This is a genomic window from Algoriphagus aquimarinus (assembly GCF_007997215.1).
Taxonomy (GTDB): Bacteria; Bacteroidota; Bacteroidia; order Cytophagales; family Cyclobacteriaceae; genus Algoriphagus; species Algoriphagus aquimarinus_A.
Map to the genome: position 1 here is coordinate 68,871 of NZ_VORW01000018.1, position 23,276 is coordinate 92,146.

A 23,276-nucleotide genomic window follows, 5' to 3' on the forward strand; every position below is an offset into this window, starting at 1 on the left:
ATAATCTTATAGTCAAGCTAAGAGAGTTGTAGCAATACTATCACGCAAAGCTGAATCTACTCCCACCTCATCCGCAAATTCACCCCATCTACCTACCGCTGATTTTACCTGAGTAATCTTATCCTCAGGCTTTTTGATATTCATCTGCCTCGCTACTTCCAAAAAATCAGCTTCATCTATTCCTTCCCTTTTACCATTAACCGTCAGTGACTGGGCACTTACCCAGAGACTTCCAGGCCTATAAGCATAGCAAATATCGTACGCTGGCGAAAGTGCCCATTTTCCATTTTGATCCATCAGAAACGCGAAGTTCTTGGTGTGATCATCACAGTTTCTCGCCAACACGTTAAATACCATTCTAATAAACATCTGCTCAGCTTCAGGATAAGAAAGTCGAAGCATTCTCATGGTCTCAAAAACCTGCTCATAACTATAAAAACCAACTTGATTGAAGTCAAAATGCCGGATACCACATAAGCTCTGCATATGGATTTTTTGCCCATTGTCATGTCGGTCAAATCGCTTGGTCATAAAGTGAGCTCGCCCATTTTCCTCAAGCAATCTGCACTCACTCATATCGACCCCAGCTGCAATAGCCATTAAATAATAAGCCATTTCCACTCTTCCAAAACCCACCGTAGCACCAAATTGAGAATCATGCACTCCATCAAACTTGATGATCCAATAGGAGAATCCAGCCGGAGCCTTCACCTGACCACTTTTCACCGCACCTGTTTTGGGATTGAAAGCAATCACTGCTTTGGCACGGGCACCGCCTGCGGAAGTACCGATCTTGAGAATATCAGAAAGGGCCGACTGCTCCTCTCCTGTCAAGTTAGATTGGAAATTGGCTCTGGAATTGAGGATTTTCCCTGCGATATTTACTAAGCTAGCTATCTCAATTGAACTGGCTTTAATAGACTCATCGCGAAGAGAAGGCCTGATTTCCAAAGCCCCCACCCCTCGCTTTCCAATAAAGCAAAGTTGCTCAACAGGATTGAGACTATCTGCTTCTCTGCCATTTTGAACCAACCAAGCATTGATTAATTGATTCCCATATTTGTCAGGTAGCATATCTGCCAGCAGACCAGGCAATCCTTTGAACGTATCAAACACATCGCCACGGGACTTTCGGATTTCAGAGAATTTGTAAATCCTATTTCCTTGACTCAGAGGCATTCTGATAGGAGAAATATCCAGACCCGACCGGAGAAAGTTTTGGTTGAATTCAAAACTACCCAACTGCTCAGACTCATCCCAGAGTATCGCTCCAGCAAGCTTATCCCATATCCAGATCTCAGCCGCTACTACCATTCTGAAGGTGGATTCTCAGCGGCCATATTCACATTACGGATACGCTGACGCTCATGCTTCTTTTGAAGCTTAATGTAATCCATAGGGCTGATTTCTTGCTTTACTTCAAATGACTCAAGCCAATGTAATTGATTCAGTACCCGCAGCACTTGGATCAAGGTGATCAAATTGACCTTCTCTCCACGCTCTAGCAGGCTCAATGTGGATCTGCTCATGCCAGCTTCTGTGGCAAGCTGATCCTGAGACTTTTGCTGATTCATTCGGTGGTGCTTTACAAACTCACCTAGTTTTTGCAGAATAGCAGTATCACTTAATACATTATAGTCCATCGCATTAAATATCATTCAATAAGTACAAATATATGACTTACCGAATGATATTTCATACATTTTAAATAATTTTATATGAATCATAAATCATTCACTAAAACATAAAAATAGATTTAATGAATGCTAATTCATTCAAAAATTCACGGCAATTTACTAAATAAATGAGACGAGTTATAAAAGATCTATTTATGAAAAAGTCGTTCCCTACTCCACTTCCAATCATACTTCCACCCTTTTTGCTCAAGCAAAATAGGATGATAAGCTAACGCGGCTTTTGCCGTAGACGCATTAAAAAATCGCTGATCGTCTGTAAGAATGGCTTTCTTATCTCCATTTGAACCCACGGAAATCAAGTCCATCACAGCTGATGGAACTTCAGCAGAATAAGAATTATCCGTGTTCAAAAGTCTGTTTTTCAAGCTCCAATCAATCTCATATCCATTAGTACTTAGCTCTAAAGTAGGAATTGAGCCATTTCCACTTTGACCCTGAGCAAAAGCCAAAAACTCTCGAAGAAGTGCTAAGCCAGGGTTTTTAAGTTGACTAGGACGAAAATCGGATGGTTCAATACTCGAAATAACATGCATCATCTTTCGAGCTCGGGTGATGGCCACGTTCAGTCTATTTTCTGATCCAAACTTACTAAGCAAACCAAAGTTCGTCACCAACTTGCCTTCAGAATTAGGCGCATAGCCTAAGGATAAAATCACCTGATCAAACTCGTCCCCTTGCACATTTTCGATATTTCGAACCTTGATTCCTGAGTCTTGAAAACCTGCTTTCCAGAGCTTTTCCCGTATCAATTCCATCTGGAAATAATTCCCAGTCACAATTCCAATAGTATCTGTTGGCTTGGAATTTAAAATAAACCCCACTTTCAAAACGACAGCTTCAGCCTCCATCTTATTCACCTGATTAGCCCAGATTCCCTCGGTCTTTTCCCAAGAGAAAGCTGGCTTCTTAGCCATTGAAGTATGGTAATCAGGCAAAGACTCCAATTGATTATCGTAGAAATGCAGATTAGAGAAATGAATCAAAGCAGGATCAGCAGAGCGATAGTGACCTTTTAGCTGATGTTTTTCGAATAAATTCCCAGCCAATTCCAGTAAAGATTCAGCTTCATACTCTACTCCTTCCTCATCAGATTCCCATTTCACCTGATACAAGTCTGATGGCCTAAGCTGTTTGGAATCTCCAGCAACGACAACCTGCTTTCCGCGAAGCATCGCAGGCAATCCTCGCTCTACTTGACATTGTGAAGCTTCATCGAAAATCACCAAATCAAATTCCTGACCTAATGGAAACAAAGCTGAAACAGTCTCTGGACTTGCAAACCAGCAGGGCAACAAGCGAAAAATCTCCTCTCCCATTTCTTCCACCAATTTCCTTATCGGCCAGCGCTGTCTCTTTTTACTTACCTGATGAAGCAAATCCCTATAGGTCAGCCGATTCCCTAACCGATTAAACTCTAGATCAGAAGTGACTTGTTCTCGAAGCCTAAGCAACGCGATATGTCTAGCAATCTTTCTTTTTTCAAGAATTGCTTCCTTCAATTCATCCAGCTCATGCTGCATCGTCAGACTGCCTGCTGCTGCTGCCAATACTGGATTCTTTGCCTCCAGATTTGTTATCCAAGATAAATACCAAGAATTCCAGAAAGCTAAAACCTGTTCCTCTAGCTTCATATTGGAGAATTCAAACTCTACTTTTTTGGCAAGGGAAATAGTAATCGGATCTAAACTTTCTAAAAATTTATCAAAGGCTACCAGCTCAGAAAAAGTCTGATTCAATTGCAGATCAGCCTCCATTTTAGGAGTTCCGCTTTTCAGAATCTCCAAAATCTGCACATCACTCAGAAAGGTTTTCCAATTTATTAAGTTGAGCTGAAGCGATTTATATAACTCATTTAGATTCTTGAGCTGCAGTTTGAAATCTCTGGAATCCCAGTTTGCCAATGAATGAATTTCTGGTTGGCTTTTCCATGATTCTACAAAGTCCAAAATTGGGTTTATCAAGTCTAATTCAGTTTTTAAGACTTCAGGAGAAAGCTTCTTATTTTCCAATCCATCGATTATTGGAAGCTCTGAAAGTTCAATACTCAATGACTTGAGTGTATCTAATTCAGCTCTAATACTAGAAATAGAAGCTGCATTGAAGGTTAGATTTGCTTGGTTCAGAATATCAAAAGTCAGAGGAAACTTGCTTTTACTCAAGTTCACCTGAATTTTCCCAAGCCATGAATTTGCCTTTGATTCCAAAGAATTCAATTCATTTTCTAGTGCAGAAAGGTTCTCCTTATTGGTCGATACCCCAAACGAAAGTTGCTGAAGTTTTTTGACTGCGTCGATATTCCAGTCCCTAACCTTAGTCAGGTTCTTTAAAATATTGGAATCGAAAACAGCTAAAATACCTATATCAGGCTTTTCCAATTGCTTAAAAGATGCAGTTAATCGCTCTGCATTTTTGGGAAAATTAGCATCCGAAAGGACTAGCAGAGAAAGCTTTTCAAAGTCAAAATCTTTGTTCAGGTGAATAGTCTTTTCTCTAAACCCTGAAATCTCTTTTAAACTCTGAATGACCCTAGGAAAAATAGCTGGCTCAAAATGAGCAAAGGAAACTCCGTTTTGCCAAAACGAACCTTCAAACTGAGTTTGGTAAGCGTGGTAAATTTTATATGCTCTTTCAAAATCCAAAGCTATCTGATAATCCAGCTTAATTAAATCTGGATGTTCAAAAAATGCCTTTTTTAGATCAGCATTCAAATACATTGCCTTAACTGGAATGCCCGCCGAATCGGTATCAAAAAGTGCAGTTCTAAACGTTTCAAACTTCTCCGAAAGCCTTGCGATCGTTTTTGAATGTTGAGAGATTTCACGCTCTAGCTGAATAGAATCAATACCTCGATTTTGCTCCTGATAGGACTCTATGCCTTCGATTTGAGCTTTTATCTTCTGAAATAGGACTTTCTGATCCGCCCGAAAATCGTGAACCAATCCCAAGAAATCGCCAAAACCTACTTTTGCCAACCTCTCAAAAACCACATCTAATGCAGCTCTCTTTTGGGAAACCACCAACACTTTTTTCCCTCGAGAACAATAGTCAGAAACCAGATTTGCAATCAATTGAGACTTACCTGTACCTGGAGGACCCTCTACGACTAGACTTTTACCTTGTCGAACTTTCACTAGTACATTTTCCTGAGAAGCATCAAGTGGAAAAACAGGAAAAAGCTGATCTTCCCGAGGAATAGGCTGCTTTCCGAGAGATTCGAAATGCTTGGTAAATAGCTCCTCCAAGCCAATTTCCCCAAACTCATGTTGTAGGTTCTCATAATCAGTAAACAGAAAACTACCTTTCTGCGCAAACAGCCCTAGAAGTGCATAGCTTTTTAACGCAATCTTACCATCCTGAAATTGATTGGAATCCACGCTCAATTGGGAAACTGGAAACTGAGCCAGCTTGTCTTCAAACAGAGATGAACTCAGCTGAATAGAGAAGTGATCATTGAGTAGCTTAGAAAACTCTGTCCGGAACTCTGTCGCACCCGTGGACAATTCCTGCAATTCTTGATTCAACGAGTCAGCATCTAACGCTTTTCCATACGCATGGCTATAAGCCAAAAGAAATGCTGGATTCCATTGCCACTCATCTGTTTTCGTGAAAACCCATTGCCCATTGTCAAGTTGTAACTTTACCCCCAAAAGTAACAACGGCGCTCGAAGGACCTGTCCGTTGATTAACTTCCCTTCGACAAATGGCCAACCAAGAAACAAGGACTGCTCGCCTGTCTCTTCTTGGGTCAATTGATCACGAAATGAAAGCCTGGAAAATATTTTCGAAAGCGTATTTACGCCAGCGAGGCGAGGATCAGATTCTGGTAATAATGTAATTGGTTTCTTAGAAGAAATAGCCTTCTTAATAATCTCAAAGCTATTTTCACCATTTAAAAAATCTAATTCTTTCAGATCTACAACTCCGAAACTTTCCGACTTGGGTAAATAAAGCGACCTGTTTTTGGAGGACAGGTCAACAAGGCGATTTCGGTAAGTCTGAAAGATTGATTCAGGCATTTAATGGAAAGGTGAGTCTTTTTCCTTTGCCATCTGGTTATATACAATATGATCCAACCTACCAGGCATCCATTTATTCAAAAAAACCAAGAGCTTACCTTGAGTGGTAAGTACCAAATCACGCTTTCTCTTCAATGTGGCTGCCAAGATCTCTTCGGCTACCTCATCCGAACTCATCATTTTTGATTCGTCCCGAGGCGATTCACCCTGCAAAGATCCATGAGCAGTAAGTGCATTCTTACGAATATTGGACGCGGTAAATCCAGGGCAAGCCACTAATACATGTACTCCTTTTTTCATCACCTCAGTCCGAAGTGATTCGAAAAATCCATTCATGGCATATTTACTTGCTGTGTAAGCTGTTCTAGCAGGAGTGCCACGAAATCCATTAATTGAAGAAATCCCAATCACAGTTCCTTTATTTTCGACGATGGAAGGAAGGCAAAATTTAGTTGCATAGACCGTACCCCAAAAATTCGTATCCATTACTTTATGAAAGACTTCAAAATCAAGATTTTCAAACAATGCACGCATTGATATACCTGCATTATTTATTAAGATATCTATTTTGCCAAATTCCGCAAGCACAGTCTCAGCCATCCGCTGATTATCAGCTACCACACTGGCATCAGCCAAAATCGCTAACACAGCAATACCTTCTGCTTCAAGTTTTGCCTTACCTGCATCCAATTTCTCTTGATTCCTGCCTGTAATGACGATTTTAGCGCCAGCTTTACCAAAAATCCTTGCGCAGGACTCTCCTATTCCAGAAGTGGCACCTGTAACAATAACTACTTTATCTTTAAGACTGTCTTGTTTCATTTATCGTGCAAAGATACTGAATTTGTGATTTCTAAATTTTGAGTTAGTGCATCAAAAAAACTACCAGCTTGATTCATATAAATATTTCAAGCAGAATGTAAGTTTAATTATCGAACCATTTTTTAACCCAGAAATCAATTTTAAAGTTTTCTAAAGGAATAATATTTCAAGAGGAGTGCAGTTTTACTAACGATATAAATCATCTGTTGGATCTGGAATTCACTATTAAAGGCAAATTTTCCTAATTTTGCGCCCATGTCGCGAAAAATGAAAAACAAAGTGATCACCAACCTTCTCATCGAGCGTATCGCTTCAGAGGGGAAATGTTTGGGACATCATGAGGAGAAAGTGGTTTTTGTAACGGGCGTAGCGCCTGGAGATGTGGTAGATGTAAGAATCACCAAGGGGAAAAGCTCTTTCATGGAAGGAGAACCGGTTAATTTTCACGAATATTCCAAAGAAAGAATTGATCCTTTTTGCTCGCATTTCGGTACATGTGGTGGCTGTAAATGGCAGCATATCAATTATGACCTGCAGAAGACCTACAAGCGGCAGCAGGTTTTGGACCAGTTTCAGCGCATCGCCAAAGTAGAAATACCTGAAGTAATGCCCACTTTAGGATCAGAAAAAACTCGTTATTATAGAAATAAGCTTGATTTCACTTTTTCTAACAAAAAGTGGTTGACGGTGGAGCAGATCCATTCAGGAGAAGATTTTGACAGAAATGCTCTGGGATTTCATATCCCAAAGATGTTTGACAAAATCGTCGATGTGGACCATTGCTACCTTCAGGGAAGCATCTCGAATGATGTTAGAAATGAACTGAGAACTTTTGCGCTAGCAAATGAACTTACCTTCTATGACATTAGAGGACAAGTTGGGCTACTTCGCAATCTCATCATCCGAACCACCAGCACTGAGCAATCGATGGTTATCGTGCAATTCGGTGAAGATGATCAGGAAGGAATTCAAAAAGTAATGGAGTTTTTGAATGCGAAATTCCCTGAAATCACTTCCTTGCTTTATGTGATCAACACCAAAGGAAATGAGACTTTCCATGACTTGGAATTAGTTACTTTCGCTGGTGAGGCATTTATCGAAGAAGAAATGGAGGGACTAAAATTCCGTATCGGACCAAAATCTTTCTATCAGACGAATTCAGAGCAAGCTTACGAATTGTACAAAGTCGCTCGTGATTTCGCCGATTTGCAAGGAAATGAAGTAGTATATGATCTCTATACAGGTACAGGCACAATCGCCAATTTCGTAGCAAAGCAAGCCAAACAAGTCATAGGTATCGAGTATGTAGCGGCGGCCATTGAAGATGCAAAGCTCAATTCGAAAATCAACGGACTGGACAATACACTCTTCTATGCTGGCGATATGAAGGACATGCTGAACGATGAATTCATCGCAAATCATGCAGCTCCAGATTTGATCATCACCGACCCTCCGCGTGCGGGAATGGATGAAAAAGTAGTGCAGATGCTGCTGAGATTGAACGCTCCCAAGATCGTTTACGTATCCTGTAACCCTGCCACGCAGGCTAGAGATGTAGCTCTTTTGAGTGAAAAATATAAAGTGGAAAAGATACAGCCAGTGGACATGTTCCCACAAACGTATCACGTAGAAAATGTCGTACTCTTAACTCTAAAATCATGATTTCAGATTTCAACGATCCAGAATTAAGCGGAAAATATCTGGGCACAATCACCAGTGATTTTATAAAAATATCAGACACGCTAAAGGAGGCTTCTTATCAAATCCGAACTCGAAAATTCTCTGATTATCCGATTTTCCCCATCTCCAAGGAGATGCAACCTATTGGGAAAATTTTTGTCGGGAAGGATGAAAAAAATCTAGACTGGAATTACTTCATGACCTACCTAGATGAGTTTGTTCAGCGTAAATTGATCGCTGAGGAATCATTGGAAGATTTCCAAAGAGCTTATAAGGATCCGGATGAGTTTTGCTGTCTATTTGTCATGGACGGTGCTTTTACGAGTTTCGTATACTTACCCTATCCAAACGACTAAAAAATAAGAGGCTGTCTCAAATAATTTGAGACAGCCTCTTTTGCTATTCGACAGCGGCAAATACCATCTGCCTAAATTTCCAAGCGGATTCATCGCCTGTTCCTCCTTGAGTCTGTTTCATAAGTATACCGATAGTATTGGTCACTGGATCTGCGAAATACTGTGTATTAAAATAACCGCCCCAGTCAAAAGTACCAAGACTTCCATTTCCACCCTGGGCAACTCCATTTTCATCTACCAAACCAAAAGCAAGCCCATAATCTTTCCCTCCATTACCTAGCAAATCTCCCACTTGGTTGGACATAATCGTTTTAATAGTAGTCGGGCTCAGGAATCTAGTACCATTATAAGCCCCTCCGTTCAGGTACATCTGAAGGAATTTTGCATAATCCTCAGCTGTAGATGAAAGTCCAGCTCCACCTGAGAAAAATGTCTTTGCGCCAGTTTTAGGATAATCCGGATTATAGAAAGTCACTGGAAATGACTCCCACTTATCATCCACCTTACGATGAATAGTCACCAGCTTCTTTCCTTGAGCTTCATTCAAATAGAAACCCGTGTTTTTCATGCCAATAGGATCAAAAATCCGGGTTTGCAAAAACTGGTCAAATGGCATACCTGAGATCACTTCTATAAAATACCCTAACACATCAAGTCCTTCACTGTAGGTGTATTTGGTTCCCGGCTCATGATGAAGTGGAAGTGCAGCTAGTTTCTTAATATTATCGCTGATTTTCACTGGCTCAGTCGTGAACAAATCCACAATTCCAGCTTTTTGATAAATCATTTTCATCTGCTCATTGCCATCGATCATTCCGTATCCAATTCCAGAAGTATGAGTAATCAGATGTCTTATGGTGATTTCACGCGGCGAAGGTTTGGTAGAATAGGAAGAATCTCCGTAGCGGAACGCCGTCAAGATCTGTGGATTGGCAAACTCAGGAATGTATTTAGAAATCGGGTCGTCTAGCTTAAACTTCCCCTCTTCCCAAAGCATCATCACAGCAGTAGAAGTAATCGCTTTGGATTGGGAAGCAATTCTAAAAATCTGGTCTTTTGCCATTTTCATACCTGACGGCACATCTGCTAGCCCCTTGGCTTCATGGTAGACTACCTTCCCATCTTTGACAATTAATGCTACTAATCCAGGAACTTGATTGGCACTCAGTGTTTGATCCAGCATATGATCGATTCTTTCTAACCGATCTGATGAGATTCCTTTTAAAGGCTGCTTTCCTTGTGGCTCAAGGCTCGTTGAAGGAGTTTGGGCAAATATATTACTGGTAAAAAACAGCAGTAAAAGACTATAGTTGAAAATTGAAAAATACTTTTTCATAGGTCGTGGGTTTGATTGAAAAGTAAAGTAGTAAATCTGCCCCAAAAATCTATCCCGCAGCTCATAATGAGCAAAAAAAACAGGCTGATGAAAATTCACCAGCCTGTAAATACTTCTATTTAAGAGCTATTAGTCTATCTCAAAGTAATATTCTGTCCCATCCTGGAACATTCCAAGAACTACGATATCTTCCCCATCGGTATCCTCTAGCACTTCAAGGAGATTCTCAACTCCTGATATTTTTCTTCTCCCACTTTCTGTCATGATCGAGGTAATAATAAATCCAGGGCGTGCTCCGGACCTTCTCCATTTTTCTCCAGAAACAGACGAGATCAAAGCTCCACCACTTAACTTAAGTTGTCCTTTGACTGAATCTGGCACCTCTTCAAAATTCACTCCTTGAAACTCATAGGTTTTAGGAATCACTTTTTTTACAATATCTGTGGTACCGGAGAAATTCTTAAGCGTCACATTAGTTTTATTGGCTTTACCATCACGGAGGTACTCAACTTCAACTTTATCACCAGGACGTTTCCTAGCCACCATTTCTTGAAGAGTAGCGACACTATTGGTCACCTTTCCATCCAGACTTATGATGATATCACCTTGCTTAAGTCCTGCTTCTTCGCCACCACTTTTTTCATTTACACTTCCTATATACACGCCTTGCTCTACCGGCAATTCATAACCCAGTTGATCAGAAAGCTCAGGACTAACATTTAAAATACTAACTCCGAGCAATGCTCTCTGCGCAGTACCATACTGCATGAGGTCATCCATTACTTTTTTCACCAGCGTACTTGGTACAGCAAATGAATATCCGCTGAAAGTACCAGTACTGCTCGCAATCGCTGTGTTAATACCAATCAATTCACCAGCAAGGTTTACAAGCGCTCCACCTGAATTTCCTGGATTGACCACTGCGTCTGTTTGTAAAAAGGCTTCAATTGCAAGGTTATTATCTAAGATCCTGATATTTCTTGCTTTAGCAGAAATAATCCCAGCCGTAACTGTGGAATTCAAATCAAAAGGATTACCTACTGCAAGCACCCATTCACCTATTTTAGTTTTATCAGAATCACCGAATCTCACGAATGGCAATCCCTCTGCATCGATCTTCAACAACGCCAAATCAGTGGTAGGATCTGTGCCAATTACCTTTGCCACATACCGCTTATTATTGTCCAGAGAAATTTCTAGTCTATCGGAATTTTCCACTACGTGATTATTCGTCACGATATAGCCGTCAGGCGAAATGATGACCCCAGAACCCGAACTCATAGTCGTGGGACCTTGTTGGCTGCCACCCCCTTGATTATCTCTTGGAGGTATACCAAAATACTCTTGAATTGGATCTCGCTGACTTCTGCCTCTGCTGGCATACGAGACCTGACTTTTTACATGCACTACTGCGGGCACTACCGCCTCTGCCGAAGCTACAAAGTTGATCCCATCAGGAACGGTAAAATCTTCACCAGAAAGTAAGTTTACAAAACTGGCTTGCTGCTTTTCATCAAAGTTGGTAGCATTTTGTGGTTGTACGAGAAAGCTAAGCCCTGCTAAGGCGACGATGCCTCCGATTAAAGAGGCAAGAAGGATTCCCAGAAAGAATTGTCTTTTGCTCATATTTTTTAAGTTTTATTTTTCAGTAGTAATTAAACAGAATCACGAGTAAATAGATCCAAAAATTACACCCGAAAAACTGTCTAGATGTTCAAATTAACATGAATTAACCGCTTTTTGGGAGCTTTAAAATAATAAATCTAAGTATTACTCCATTTGCCCATTATTAACTTCATTAACCAAATGCAGGATCAGATGTTTTTCAATAGGCAAAATTCAGTAGTTTAATTAGAACGTGAATCCTCGAACAGAGGATCGATCTTCAATTTTTAAATCACTATAATCAGTATAGATTTGATGCATCTGAAATACTCACTTGGAATGATTTTCTCTATAGTCTCTTTAGTAAACACAACTATGTTTTTATGAAGCACTTTTTTTTAACATTGGTTTTTATTCTCCCGCTGTCATTCCTCTCGCAAGCCCAAGAGAAAGAAACCTCCATTAAAGCGATAGACACACTTTTTAATTATGCTGACACAACAGACATACCTCCTAAAAACACGAAATCAGCAGGCTCCGTACTGGCTCAAGTTATTAATAAAGCGCAACATTATGCTTTCGATCTAAGCGAGTTAAACCTTGAACTCTCTGAGTCCTTGGACACGGTAGACATGTCTGTTATGTTGCCACAAATCAATCTTTTAGCAAAAAAAATAAAAAATAGAACTGAAGCAGATTCACAGTATCTGAGCCATCGATACATCGTGGGAATGGAGAATTTGGTTTCGACTGCAGAAGACTTAAACAAATCATACCAAAAAAATATTCAAGAGCGGGTCGATAAGCTATCACAAGTAGGCAACAAGCTGAATACCATTAAGTCAGACTCACTATTTGCCATGACTCTTCGTGATACTACTTTGATTCCTGCTATCAATAGTGAACTGAGAATGCTAAAAGCATCTCTTAAATCAGTGGATAGTATTTATCTAGCTCAAGAGATTCTCGCAGCTAGATTTCAAGCAAGAGTTTCTGAAAATGCAGTGGTTTTCCTTTCATTGAAACAATATTTAAATCAAAATAAAAAGAGACTTGACAGGCAATATTGGACCAAGGAAATCAATTACCTGTGGGAACCAGTTAATTATTCAAAAGTAACTAATCTACCTACTGTCATCAGCGAGTCAATGGAGTTCAATACTCAGCTGATGTCAGCTTACGTAGAACGAACCTGGTACATTTTCTTAATCTGCAGTACTATCCTAATTCTAGTATATCTGAAAATCCGATCAACCATCGAAGAGATTGGCAATCAAAAAGATTTTGCCTCTCTTATCCTTGACCGCGTCAAATATTTCAAAAGGCATACTTTCTCCTCCACCGTACTTATTCTGCTTCCCATATTTTTGATCATTTTCACTAAGCCTCCCTTAGTGTTTATTTCAATCCTATCTTTTACCATGGTGATCGCATCATGCTTTCTGGTCAAAGAACAGTTTGGGGAGTACTTCAATAAAATCTGGTTCATCTTCATTACCCCTTATATCCTACTGGCACTCAGCAGTCTCAACTGGAAAGTAGTCTACCAGGAAAGATGGTATATACTCCTATCTACTTTAGTCTTCATAGGGATGGGGATATTAGTTTTGAGGCATGCTATTACACAAAAAAGTAAGCACGATTCTTTTTTGAAATACCTTGCCATATTTATGATTGCTATAGAAAGCTTTGCTTTTTTCGCAAATATCACGGGCAGGTTCAATCTCTCAAAAACCTACTCTGTTACTGGTGCGATCTTGTTTTATCGTGGTATAGGGTTATATCTTTTTGTCAATGTATTTCTTGAGGCTATTTATTTATTCATAGAAAATAGCAAAAAGGAAAGCGACGGGTTTACTTCCTATTTTGATTTTCAGGACTTGCAGAAGCGTATGAAGGGCCTCTTGTACGTATTCGCTAGTACAACTTGGGCATATGGGGTTATCTGGCATCTTGGTTATTTTGACGACTTCTATAAGTGGATTTCAGAATTCCTCCTTCAAGACCGTACGTTGGGAGAAACCGTGTTCCAATTTGGAAGTATACTTCTCTTCGTTACTATCCTTTATGTATCCACTTTCTTGGCCAATAACATTGCCTACTTCGCGTCTGTAAAAGACCAGAAAAATGCTTCTTCCAGAAAGCAGCGACTGGGAAGCTCAGTACTCTTAATTCGTCTTGCAGTATTATTTGTAGGGTTTCTACTCGGCATGACCGCTTCCAAAATTCCTTTTGATAAAATAGCAATCGTATTGGGAGCCTTGTCAGTTGGTATAGGCTTTGGTTTGCAGACCATCATCAACAACCTAGTCTCCGGAATTATTCTGGCCTTTGAACGACCTATTCAAATCGGAGATGAAATACAGGTAGGAACTACCAGTGGCACAGTCAAAGAGGTCGGAATTCGAGCCAGCAAAATACAAGGATACGATGGTTCGGAAATCGTAATGCCTAATGGAGACTTACTATCTCAAAGCCTAATCAACTGGACACTATCTGACAAGAAGCGTAGGGTAGAATTAATTATTGGAGTAGGCTATGGTTCCGACATGAATCTGGTGAAATCAGTCCTAGAAGAAGTGTTGACAAATGAGAGGATCTTAAAGACTCCTCATCCCAATGTTTATATGCAGACGTTCAACGATAGTTCCGTTGATTTCCGCGTGCTATTCTGGGTAGAAAGTATGGATATATGGATCGATGTACGTGCTGAAGTGATGTCTGCTATTTTTGAAAAATTTGCAGAAAACAACATAGAAATCCCATTCCCAAAAAGGGATCTATATTTAAAAACTATCCCTTCTAATTGGCAAGAAAAAGTTTCTAAACCGGGTGAAGACATTAGTCCGAAAATGATCGATTCTGGATCAGAGGAGAATTCAACAGATGAAAACAAAAAATCCTCTGAAGACTAATCTTCAGAGGATTGGTTTTCGCTAACAAAAAAAGATCTTAATTAAGCTCTTTTTACATTGACAGCATTTGGCCCTTTATTGCCTTCTTTGATGTCATACGTTACTTTGTCGTTCTGTGCGACTTGATCTACCAAACCGGTTGCGTGTACGAATACTTCGCTTTGAGACTCATCGTCAACGATAAATCCAAACCCTTTGGCTTCATTGTAAAATTTTACTGTTCCGGTAAACATAATAATTTGTGATAAATTGGAATTGAAAGAGCGCTAAAAGTAAATATTCAATTAAAAAAAACAAAATAATCATTCTTATTTTCAGGAAATGAAGAAAATAATTTTGGTGAGACACGGAAAATCAGCATGGAACAACCCCAATTTAGCTGATCACGACAGGCCTCTAGCTGATCGTGGGCTAGATAATGTTCCTGAAATGGGGTTTCGATTAAAGGAAAAAGGAATTCTTCCTGATCTAATTTTAAGCTCAACTGCTACACGAGCAGCTCAAACCGCTGAAATACTCGCAGAGGTGCTTCACATCCCCAAATCGAAAATAGCTTACGAAAAACATTTATATCACGCTTCTTCGGCAATGATTTTGAAATGTATACAGAGGCAAGACGATTCCCATGAGTTGATCTTTGTAGTGGGACACAACCCAGGAATGAATGACTTTATAGATTTTTTTGGCGGAAACTTAGACAACCTACCCACGGCAGGGCAATATGGATTGCTAGTAGATACAGACCACTGGTTTCAAGTTCGCCCAGAAAACTGCAGAGCTTGGTTTATCGACTTCCCGAAGAAAGGGTGATCTATGAGGAAGTGGTGAACAGTAAGAAGTTGTAAGCGCTAGTCGCAGTCGCAGTTTTCAGTCACAGCAGGGCAATCTGAATCACTAGGATTGTCTGACAATTTGGACAAATCCATTTCACAAAGTGGCTCATTTATTAAATAATAGCGTCCTCTGCGTAAACCTCTGTGCTCACAGTGGTTAAATAGTCATTATGGCAAATCAAAATTCCTGACATCCTGAATCACTTCTTGGAACTCGTTTTCATTTCCCAATAAATAACTAATCTTAGCTGCCACCAATTCAGGCGTGGAAAGATCACCATTTTCTTTATAGCTTTTGAAGCGCTCTATTTGAGGGAAGTCCAACTCATCAGCATGTCGTATTTCTTCCTGCATCTGAGTATCTACTATCCCTGGTGCTACGCTGAAAAACCTAAACTGAGAGTCATTATTTTCTTTAGCAGCTACTTTCGTAAACATCGCGATTGCAGCTTTTGTACTGCAATACCCGCTCCATCCTTCTACTGGTTTGGAAGCTGCTCCAGAACTGATATTGCAAATGATCTTTCTGGCTTTAGAATCTTTATAAGCTGACACAAAAGCATTCGTCATATAAATAGGCGTCAATAAATTTACATTGACTTGAATCCTCATCTTTTTCACCTGTAGGCTCCCAACTGGCTTGATCTCTCCGATCCATCCAGCATTATTGATCAAGATAATCTCCTCAAAATCACCACTTGGAAACAAGCCAGAAAGCTCATTTTCTAAAACATCCAAATCACCGAAATCAATACTGATTTCTGTTAAATTCGGGTTATTCAATCCAAGTTTAGTTCTGGAAATAGCTAAAATTTCAAACTCATCCTTCTGAAGATAAATATCTAAGATAGCTCTACCAAGTCCCTTACTATGTCCAGTAAGGATAAGTAGTGATTTATGCATGACGTAATTGGGTGGGTGTAATGAACCCAATATTAAAGGATATACTGAGACAAATCCCTATTTTGGACAAGAGAATTTAATCTTTCCTGTACCATTTCCTTAGTCACCATGATTTTAGAGTTTGCAGTGATCGTATCTGGCACATCAAATAAGAAATCATTCAGCAAATGACTCATCACCGTATGAAGCCTTCTTGCCCCGATATTTTCAACTTCCTGATTGATCAAAAACGCCAATCTTGCGATCTCTTCTATGGATTCGTCATTGAATTCTAAGTATACTTCCTCTGATTCAAATAGTGCTTGGTACTGTTTGGTGAGTGCATTCTTTGGCTCACGCAAAATTCTTGAAAAATCTTCCTGCGTCAAGCTTTGCAACTCCACACGAATTGGGAATCTACCTTGTAATTCAGGAATCAAATCAGATGGCTTGGCCACGTGAAATGCACCCGCAGCAATGAATAACACGTGATCTGTATTGATTACCCCGTATTTGGTATTTACTGCCGATCCTTCTACAATTGGAAGCAAATCCCGCTGTACTCCTTCTCGGCTTACATCTGGTCCACCACCATTTTTACCGGATTTAGAAGCAATTTTATCTATTTCATCTATAAAGATGATACCGTTGTTTTCGGCAAGTTTGATCGCTTCTTCCTTTACTTCTTCAAAGTCAACCAACTTAGACATTTCCTCTTCCAACAAAATCTTCCTCGCTTCAGAAATACTCACTTTACGCTTTTTGACTTTTTTGGGCATCATGTTGGAAATCATATCCTGAAGGCCTGCCATACTGGCATCATCCATCATGCCGTTTCCAATCATTCCTACGCCCATCGAAGAGCCTGCTTTTACGCTGATCTCAATTTTACGCTCATCTAATTCTCCGTCACGAAGCTTCTCTCTGAATCGCTCACGCGTTCTTTCATTCAGTTCTGCATCATTACTCGGCTCAGCATTTTCGTCTGTATCCACAGGAATAGCACGTGTAAATCCTGCGCTTTTCACTGGAGGGATCAAAATATCAAGAATAATCTCTTCTACGGCTTCCGCTGCTTTTACTTTGACCGCTTCATTTTTCTGCTCTCTTACTAGAGCAACTGACTGCTCCATAAGATCTCTCACCATGCTCTCGACGTCACGTCCCACATAGCCTACTTCTGTAAACTTAGAAGCCTCCACTTTGGTAAATGGTGCGTTTGCTACTTTCGCCAATCTTCTGGCGATCTCAGTCTTACCTACACCTGTAGAACCTATCATCAGGATGTTATTTGGGACTATATCCTTTTGGATATCCGTCTTCACCATCAAGCGACGAATTCTATTTCTCAGTGCAATCGCAACGTTACGCTTGGCATTATTTTGCCCAATTATATATTTATCCAACTCAGCGACGATCTGTCTCGGAGTAAGTGAAAGTATCTTTTCCATGATGTTAGGTTAAAATATGCTCAAGCCGATGTGGTTACTTTCGATCTGAGCTTTTGTAAGTGTATTATTTAAAGGAAAAATGCCTCCTGATAGAAAGCATTTGTATTCCTTTTAATTGTCTTTACCATTTTCGGGCTGAAGATTGAAATGAACTGGATTATCTACTTTGGTTTTAAGCAAAGCAATCTCCAATACTTCCTCCACTCTGTTTACAAAGTGAAACTCCACTCCTTTTACGTAGTGCTCATCGATCTCCTCAATATCCCTTTTGTTCTTGCTGCAAAGAATAATCTCTTTGATTCCAGCTCTTTTAGCTGCTAGGATTTTCTCCTTGATACCGCCTACAGGCATTACCTTACCTATCAAACTGATCTCGCCAGTCATGGCTACTCTTGCCTTTATTTTTCTCTGAGTGTACACGGAAGCCATCGCCGTCAGCATGGTAATTCCTGCCGAAGGTCCATCTTTAGGAACAGCACCAGCAGGTACGTGAATATGAAGATCATACTGATCAAATACTCTATGATCAATGCCCAAGGTCTCAGCCTTGGATTTAAGATAAGATAAGGCAGTCATGGCCGATTCTTTCATTACGTCTCCCAGCTGACCAGATAGCGTAAGTTTACCTTTACCTCTACTTAGGCTAGTTTCGATGAATAAAATCTCACCACCCACACTGGTCCAAGCCAAGCCTGTTACTACTCCAGCAGTACTGTTATCAGTGTAAGACTCCTTATCGAAAATCTCAGAACCTAAGACCCTTCTCACTACTGCAGCAGTAATTTTCGGATTATATTCTTCTTCCATCGCAATAGATTTGGCGATATTTCTCACCACTTTACCTATTACTCGTTCCAGGCTTCTTACTCCTGATTCTCTGGTATAATCTTCTATTAATTTCACCAAGGCAGCCTTGTCAAAAGAAATCTGCTTGGCTTTCAGGCCATGTTCTTTTCTCTGCTTAGGAACTAAATGGCGCTTGGCTATTTCCACCTTCTCTTCTTGCGTATAGCCTGTCACTTCAATGATTTCCATCCTGTCTCGTAAAGCAGGCTGAATGGTATCCAGTGAATTGGCTGTAGCAATGAATAAAACTTTGCTCAAGTCATACTCTACTTCTAGGTAGTTATCCAAGAAGGCATTGTTTTGCTCTGGATCCAGCACTTCCAAAAAGGCTGAAGAAGGATCTCCACGGAAATCAGAAGAAAGCTTATCAATCTCATCCAGTACATAAACCGGGTTTGAGATTTTTACTTTTTTCATATTCTGGATGATCTTACCAGGCATTGCACCTACGTAAGTTTTACGGTGACCACGGATCTCCGCTTCGTCGTGCATACCTCCAAGAGACATCCGGATATATTTTCTCCCTAAAGCTGCAGCCACAGACTTACCAAGAGAGGTTTTACCTACACCTGGAGGGCCATAGAGGCAAAGAATTGGTCCTTTCAGATCATTCTTCAACTTCAACACAGCAAGGTATTCTATGATTCTTTCCTTAACTTTTTCCAGTCCAAAGTGATCTCCATCCAACACCTTCTTGGCATGCTTCAAATCAAAGTTATCCTGAGTAAACTCATTCCATGGCAATTCCACCATCGTTTCTGCATAATTCAATGCAATCGGATATTCTGCCGCAGAAGGGTTAATTCTAAGGATTTTGTCTAATTCTTTCTGAAAATGCTTGTTGACTTCAGGTGGCCAATTTTTCAAGGCTCCCCGAGCGGCAAGATCTTCCACTTCTTTTTCGGGACCTTCGTCACCAAGTTCAGTTTGAAGTACCTTCATCTGCTGACGTAGGAAATAATCCCGCTGCTGCTGATCGATATCAGTATGAACTTTCTTCTGAATCTCAGATTTCAGCTCCAGCATCTGGATATCCTTCATCATGAATTCAAGCAGAAGTGTCGCACGCTCTACACCATCGTTAATCTCTAACAACCGTTGCTTGGACTCGACCGGAGCATTGATATTTGAAGAAAGGAAATGGGTAAGAAAAGGCGTATTGTCAATGTTGTCCAACGCAACTTGAGCTTCACGGGGAATTTCCGGATTCAAATGAAGGATTCGTGTAGCAGATTCCTTCAAGGACTCCTCAAGCGCCTGAATCTTTTTGGAGCTTTTTGGGAAATTCTCCTCTAGATACTCCGCTTTTGCCATGAAATAAGGATCATCAGTGATTTGCTCACTGATTTTAAAACGCTTTTTCCCTTGAATAATGATCGTAGTATTCCCGTCAGGAAGTACAATCATTTTGATGATCTTGGCGAGCGTACCTACTTGGTAGATATCCTCCCATCCTGGATCATCGATATTTGGATTGATCTGAGCGCAAACTCCAATCAACTTATTTCCTTTTTGGGCTTTTTTCACCAGACGGATAGATCTCTGTCTTCCAACAGTGATAGGAATCACGACACCTGGGAAAAGGACTGTATTTCTTACTGAAAGGATAGGAATCTCTTCTTCAAGAATTTCCTTACCGGGTGCATCATCCTCCTCGTCCGTAATCAGTTGGATCAGATCTCCCTCACCGGAAAATTCACCGACCATTAAGTTTTGAAACACAGAATTTTCGAATTGGCTCATATAGACAGAATGACAGCTAAGCTGTCGGTTTTTTGCTAAAATAAAAGAAGAACCCCCAAAATACGAAGGTTCTTCCTAAAAGGTCAAGGTGTATGCCAATAGACCGAAGTGGTCAGATTGGCAGATATCAATTTTGAAAATATGCTGGATCTACTTGATACATCACATTTTCAAAGTATGAACTCGTATAGATCTTATCCTTTGAGGTAAATATAAAAGGTGGCTGCCCATAGTGGTTGCCTTTAACAGTTACTCCAGGCACTACTTTCCTACTATAAGATTGCATATTTATGCTCTGAAGAACTGACCCCATAAACACATACGCAAAATCTCCTATTGGCATAACTACATTTCCATTAGCTATTCCTAAGAAAGGATATTTTGCAAGCTCCACCCAATCTTCAGATGCACTATCAAATCTCATTAATCTAGTGGCTCTGAAATCTGAATTTACAATTTCATTCACCAGCCCATAAACATTACCCTGATATTTGAAAGTCGTCTCAAAGTCCCATACATCTAAGGATGGGAACTTCTTACTCCAAGTACTCCATGTCTTTGTAGTCAGGTTAAATTTGTATCCCTCGACCACTTTTTGAATATCAATTTCATCTTTATAATATCCACCACCGAAATACAAATACCCTCCAGAAACAAACAATGCTTTTGGTGTAGATGCTTTGGATGGTATTTTGGGCAATTCAGTCAGAATTCCTGTGACCAGATCATAACTATAAAATCTTCCGGGAGTATTTGCAATCACTTCATTTTCTCCTGCGAAATAAACCTTGTCCTCATGAATTACAGCAAATGAAGAAGCAATACTTCCCTGATTAAGATCAACAGTTTTCAAGATCCTGCCCGTTTTCTTATCAGGATCTACTTCTGTAATTTTCCCATCCACCAACCATATACCCTTGTCACGCCAAGTAACAGATCTCCCAGGTTTGGCGGCAGTAAATGGGAAATTGTGAGTATACATATAAGACAATGAAGGATCAGTATTCTCTACCGTAACGTAATTAGTAGATTTCACTCCTGCATTGAATGCCCAAACCTTAAAGAATCGAGGATTTGGTACTGCATTACTCTGCACATAAACTTTAATTTCATTTGGAGTGACATTATAATTAACATCGAATTGCTGTCCTTCTACATCTGAAACAAAAAAATTACTAAATGGATTTACAGAATTGAAGTTGGTCCCTTTGATTATCAAGTTTGAAAAAATAGACCCTGATTTTACTGTTTGCCCTGGTAGAAGTTCAGTCCTCATTATTTTTATACTGTTTTTTACCTCATAGCCTTTGCCACGCAAGTAAACTTGGAATGCTGGTTGGAGTGTCTCAAAATTGGCAAATGGCTTGAACACAATTAAAGTATCAGAGTTACTTACTATCTCTATGTTATAATTAGGGTAGCTAAGGGACATATTACCATCTCTTAGGTATTTACCCTTTATGTAAAAACTTTCTTCGTATCTAAACTCCTTATCCGACTCATAGAAAATTGGATCATAAAACTTTATATCAGTATTAATTTCCAACGTTTTATCTAAAATTGAAATTTTAACTATAATCTTTCCATCGTAATCATACGGATAGCCAAAACCCAACTCTTCTGGGATAATTATCTTGAAGCTGTCGTTATTAATGTCAACTATGTTAGCCTTTCCGTTGTTGACAAGCACCTCATAGTTCGCCTCATCTGTACTAAATCTGGATCCATAAACGGTAAGCGTATCTCCAAAATATACTTCTGGACCACCAACCAATTTGTCAAAAATAAAACCCTCTGATCCTTGGCTCTTGAAATTAACAGTTTGTGAATACACGATCGATTGGCTAGTCTTGATAAAAGCCACTACAAAATAAATTTGACCTTTGACCATTGAGTGATCCCCGACTAGCTTAAAAGTACTTTGAGGACGACCTTCTGATTTTATCACCTCTCCATCCCCCACTCTAGGCTCAAAATCTTTACTGTATACAAAACCGTATTCCAAAATTTCATCGGAGCCAAAATCGTACACATTTGCACTGAATTCTGCCCCCGTAGAAGTTACTTCCTGTATGTAGGTTACGCTGAAACGCGGATTGGTTCTTGGCACCACTTCATCGTTTTCGTTACAGGAAAAGACCACCACTAAAGCAATAAGAACTATCCAATTCTTTTTCATCGTATTAAAATTCTAACCCTAATTGAAGTGAAACATAAGTACGGTTAAGGTTAATAAGTGGTGAAGCTAAAATCTGAACATTATAATAGTCTTTGAAAAACTCCACTCCCAGTTCAGTAAAAACCTTCATCTTGTCAGAAATCGTGAAATTAGCCCCTGTTTTCAAGCTAGGGAAAACTTTATTTGTTGAAACTCGCATAATCTTCTCTTCAACCAATTGAATCTCACCGGGCTTATAAGTAGCAGTTAATTCTAAAATGCCCAATTCAGTTATACCGGAACTGAACCATCCAGATAATACCAAACCCAGATATAAATCAAAATCTTTTCTTTTGACAAAACTATAGTTGTAGCTAAAAGGAATAACAATGCTATTCTCCCGAAAAGTCTGACTTGCAGTAACTAAGTCATTCCCTTTATAAATACTAGCGTCAATAGTACCTGAATACATTACATAGCCTATCCTAAGATCTAATGAGGATTTTGGGAATCTTCTGAAATCATGTAATCTAAATCCTGCGAAGGCAACGTAGCGTGATGAGTTGGTAAAAGCGTAATTAAACTTATTTGGAACATTGCTTGCTGAGGTGAAATCTGCACCAAGTCCCAAAGAGAAAGTGGGGGATAATTTCACAAATGGTATTTTTTCTATATGCAGCTTATAGGGTAATTCCTCACATTCGTGATATTGGGTTAGAATCCTGATAAAATCCTGCTCATCTAGCCTGGACTTTTCAATCAGATCTTGCATTTCAAATCCACAAGTTCCTGATGTTAATATTTTCAGTCACTAGTGTCCGACTAAAGTAAGAATTTCTCAGAGAGGTTGAAAAGAACTTAATCAGAGGAGATTTTTGGGTGAAATTGGAATGTAAGCCCACTAGGTTGGAAATAGGGCCGTTTGGTTGGCTTTCA

Annotated in this window: 16 protein-coding genes; 4 read left to right on the plus strand and 12 right to left on the minus strand. The window is 39.8% G+C overall.

Translation table 11 applies throughout. The features are described 5' to 3' along the window. Positions 1 to 12: 12 nt before the first annotated feature. From ESV85_RS18020 to ESV85_RS18035, 4 genes are all read right to left on the minus strand, one after another. Entirely contained in the window at positions 13 to 1,314 is a 1,302-nt protein-coding gene (locus ESV85_RS18020) for a type II toxin-antitoxin system HipA family toxin (RefSeq protein WP_146920082.1), read from the minus strand. Continuing rightward, complete coding sequence (locus tag ESV85_RS18025) at positions 1,308 to 1,658, minus strand: helix-turn-helix transcriptional regulator (RefSeq protein WP_317130803.1); 351 nt, start codon at positions 1,656 to 1,658, stop codon at positions 1,308 to 1,310. Before ESV85_RS18025 ends, ESV85_RS18020 begins: the two co-directional genes overlap by 7 nt. Before the next feature lie 167 nt (positions 1,659 to 1,825). Next, the gene (locus tag ESV85_RS18030) at positions 1,826 to 5,713 is read right to left on the minus strand and encodes a DEAD/DEAH box helicase (RefSeq protein WP_146920086.1); all 3,888 of its coding nucleotides are present in this window, start codon (positions 5,711 to 5,713) and stop codon (positions 1,826 to 1,828) included. Further along, positions 5,714 to 6,535, minus strand: a complete 822-nt coding sequence (locus ESV85_RS18035) for an SDR family oxidoreductase (RefSeq protein ID WP_146920088.1) — start codon at positions 6,533 to 6,535, stop codon at positions 5,714 to 5,716. Positions 6,536 to 6,790: 255 nt separating this feature from the next. On the opposite strand from ESV85_RS18035, the gene rlmD reads away from it, so the two are divergent. Together rlmD and ESV85_RS18045 are read left to right on the plus strand one after the other, a co-directional pair. Next, positions 6,791 to 8,197: a 23S rRNA (uracil(1939)-C(5))-methyltransferase RlmD gene (gene rlmD / locus ESV85_RS18040; protein ID WP_146920089.1), complete on the plus strand. Its 1,407-nt coding sequence runs from the start codon at positions 6,791 to 6,793 to the stop codon at positions 8,195 to 8,197. After that, positions 8,194 to 8,571 carry a hypothetical protein gene (locus ESV85_RS18045; protein WP_146920091.1) on the plus strand — a complete coding sequence of 126 codons (378 nt, stop codon included), beginning with the start codon at positions 8,194 to 8,196 and terminating at the stop codon, positions 8,569 to 8,571. The genes rlmD and ESV85_RS18045 overlap by 4 nt, the downstream gene beginning before the upstream one ends. 43 nt (positions 8,572 to 8,614) lie before the next feature. Here ESV85_RS18045 and ESV85_RS18050 read toward each other — a convergent pair whose 3' ends face one another. Beyond that, on the minus strand, positions 8,615 to 9,907 hold the full coding sequence (locus ESV85_RS18050) for a serine hydrolase domain-containing protein (RefSeq protein ID WP_146920093.1): 1,293 nt from the start codon (positions 9,905 to 9,907) through the stop codon (positions 8,615 to 8,617). 129 nt (positions 9,908 to 10,036) lie between these two features. After that, positions 10,037 to 11,533, minus strand: coding sequence for a S1C family serine protease (locus ESV85_RS18055; RefSeq protein WP_146920095.1), 1,497 nt, complete (start codon positions 11,531 to 11,533; stop codon positions 10,037 to 10,039). A gap of 362 nt (positions 11,534 to 11,895) precedes the next feature. Here ESV85_RS18055 and ESV85_RS18060 point away from each other — a divergent pair, with 362 nt between their 5' ends. Next, a complete protein-coding gene (locus tag ESV85_RS18060) occupies positions 11,896 to 14,427 on the plus strand; it encodes a mechanosensitive ion channel family protein (RefSeq protein ID WP_146920096.1) in 2,532 nt (843 codons plus the stop codon). A gap of 41 nt (positions 14,428 to 14,468) precedes the next feature. Here the strand turns inward: ESV85_RS18060 and ESV85_RS18065 are convergent, their stop codons facing one another. Further along, a complete protein-coding gene (locus ESV85_RS18065; RefSeq protein WP_092896268.1) occupies positions 14,469 to 14,660 on the minus strand; it encodes a cold-shock protein in 192 nt (63 codons plus the stop codon). Between the two features lie 88 nt (positions 14,661 to 14,748). Here ESV85_RS18065 and ESV85_RS18070 point away from each other — a divergent pair, with 88 nt between their 5' ends. Continuing rightward, on the plus strand, positions 14,749 to 15,237 hold the full coding sequence (locus ESV85_RS18070; protein WP_146920098.1) for a SixA phosphatase family protein: 489 nt from the start codon (positions 14,749 to 14,751) through the stop codon (positions 15,235 to 15,237). A 191-nt stretch (positions 15,238 to 15,428) separates the two neighbouring features. Here ESV85_RS18070 and ESV85_RS18075 read toward each other — a convergent pair whose 3' ends face one another. The 5 genes from ESV85_RS18075 to ESV85_RS18095 all read right to left on the minus strand — a co-directional run bounded on the left by ESV85_RS18075 (position 15,429) and on the right by ESV85_RS18095 (position 23,112). Further along, on the minus strand, positions 15,429 to 16,163 hold the full coding sequence (locus ESV85_RS18075; protein ID WP_146920100.1) for an SDR family NAD(P)-dependent oxidoreductase: 735 nt from the start codon (positions 16,161 to 16,163) through the stop codon (positions 15,429 to 15,431). Positions 16,164 to 16,195: 32 nt separating this feature from the next. Then, positions 16,196 to 17,593 (minus strand): ATP-dependent protease ATPase subunit HslU, encoded by a 1,398-nt coding sequence (gene hslU, locus ESV85_RS18080; protein ID WP_146920102.1) that lies wholly within the window; start codon positions 17,591 to 17,593, stop codon positions 16,196 to 16,198. Positions 17,594 to 17,704: 111 nt separating this feature from the next. Beyond that, on the minus strand, positions 17,705 to 20,182 hold the full coding sequence (gene lon / locus ESV85_RS18085) for an endopeptidase La (protein WP_146920103.1): 2,478 nt from the start codon (positions 20,180 to 20,182) through the stop codon (positions 17,705 to 17,707). A 127-nt stretch (positions 20,183 to 20,309) separates the two neighbouring features. Beyond that, the gene (locus ESV85_RS18090) at positions 20,310 to 22,361 is read right to left on the minus strand and encodes an IPT/TIG domain-containing protein (RefSeq protein ID WP_146920104.1); all 2,052 of its coding nucleotides are present in this window, start codon (positions 22,359 to 22,361) and stop codon (positions 20,310 to 20,312) included. A gap of 4 nt (positions 22,362 to 22,365) precedes the next feature. Next, on the minus strand, positions 22,366 to 23,112 hold the full coding sequence (locus tag ESV85_RS18095; RefSeq protein ID WP_146920105.1) for a hypothetical protein: 747 nt from the start codon (positions 23,110 to 23,112) through the stop codon (positions 22,366 to 22,368). Between the last annotated feature and the right edge of the window lie 164 nt (positions 23,113 to 23,276).

Excerpts from the sequence above, each read along its gene's own strand:
- ESV85_RS18070 (WP_146920098.1), top strand. The coding sequence starts at position 14,749 with ATGAAGAAAATAATTTTGGTGAGACACGGAAAATCAGCATGGAACAAC.
- hslU (WP_146920102.1), bottom strand. The coding sequence starts at position 17,593 with ATGGAAAAGATACTTTCACTTACTCCGAGACAGATCGTCGCTGAGTTG.
- ESV85_RS18030 (WP_146920086.1), bottom strand. The coding sequence starts at position 5,713 with ATGCCTGAATCAATCTTTCAGACTTACCGAAATCGCCTTGTTGACCTG.
- ESV85_RS18020 (WP_146920082.1), bottom strand. The coding sequence starts at position 1,314 with ATGGTAGTAGCGGCTGAGATCTGGATATGGGATAAGCTTGCTGGAGCG.
- ESV85_RS18075 (WP_146920100.1), bottom strand. The coding sequence starts at position 16,163 with ATGCATAAATCACTACTTATCCTTACTGGACATAGTAAGGGACTTGGT.
- ESV85_RS18025 (WP_317130803.1), bottom strand. The coding sequence starts at position 1,658 with ATGATATTTAATGCGATGGACTATAATGTATTAAGTGATACTGCTATT.
- ESV85_RS18050 (WP_146920093.1), bottom strand. The coding sequence starts at position 9,907 with ATGAAAAAGTATTTTTCAATTTTCAACTATAGTCTTTTACTGCTGTTT.
- ESV85_RS18060 (WP_146920096.1), top strand. The coding sequence starts at position 11,896 with ATGAAGCACTTTTTTTTAACATTGGTTTTTATTCTCCCGCTGTCATTC.
- ESV85_RS18065 (WP_092896268.1), bottom strand. The coding sequence starts at position 14,660 with ATGTTTACCGGAACAGTAAAATTTTACAATGAAGCCAAAGGGTTTGGA.
- ESV85_RS18035 (WP_146920088.1), bottom strand. The coding sequence starts at position 6,535 with ATGAAACAAGACAGTCTTAAAGATAAAGTAGTTATTGTTACAGGTGCC.
- lon (WP_146920103.1), bottom strand. The coding sequence starts at position 20,182 with ATGAGCCAATTCGAAAATTCTGTGTTTCAAAACTTAATGGTCGGTGAA.
- ESV85_RS18045 (WP_146920091.1), top strand. The coding sequence starts at position 8,194 with ATGATTTCAGATTTCAACGATCCAGAATTAAGCGGAAAATATCTGGGC.
- rlmD (WP_146920089.1), top strand. The coding sequence starts at position 6,791 with ATGTCGCGAAAAATGAAAAACAAAGTGATCACCAACCTTCTCATCGAG.
- ESV85_RS18055 (WP_146920095.1), bottom strand. The coding sequence starts at position 11,533 with ATGAGCAAAAGACAATTCTTTCTGGGAATCCTTCTTGCCTCTTTAATC.
- ESV85_RS18090 (WP_146920104.1), bottom strand. The coding sequence starts at position 22,361 with ATGAAAAAGAATTGGATAGTTCTTATTGCTTTAGTGGTGGTCTTTTCC.
- ESV85_RS18095 (WP_146920105.1), bottom strand. The coding sequence starts at position 23,112 with ATGCAAGATCTGATTGAAAAGTCCAGGCTAGATGAGCAGGATTTTATC.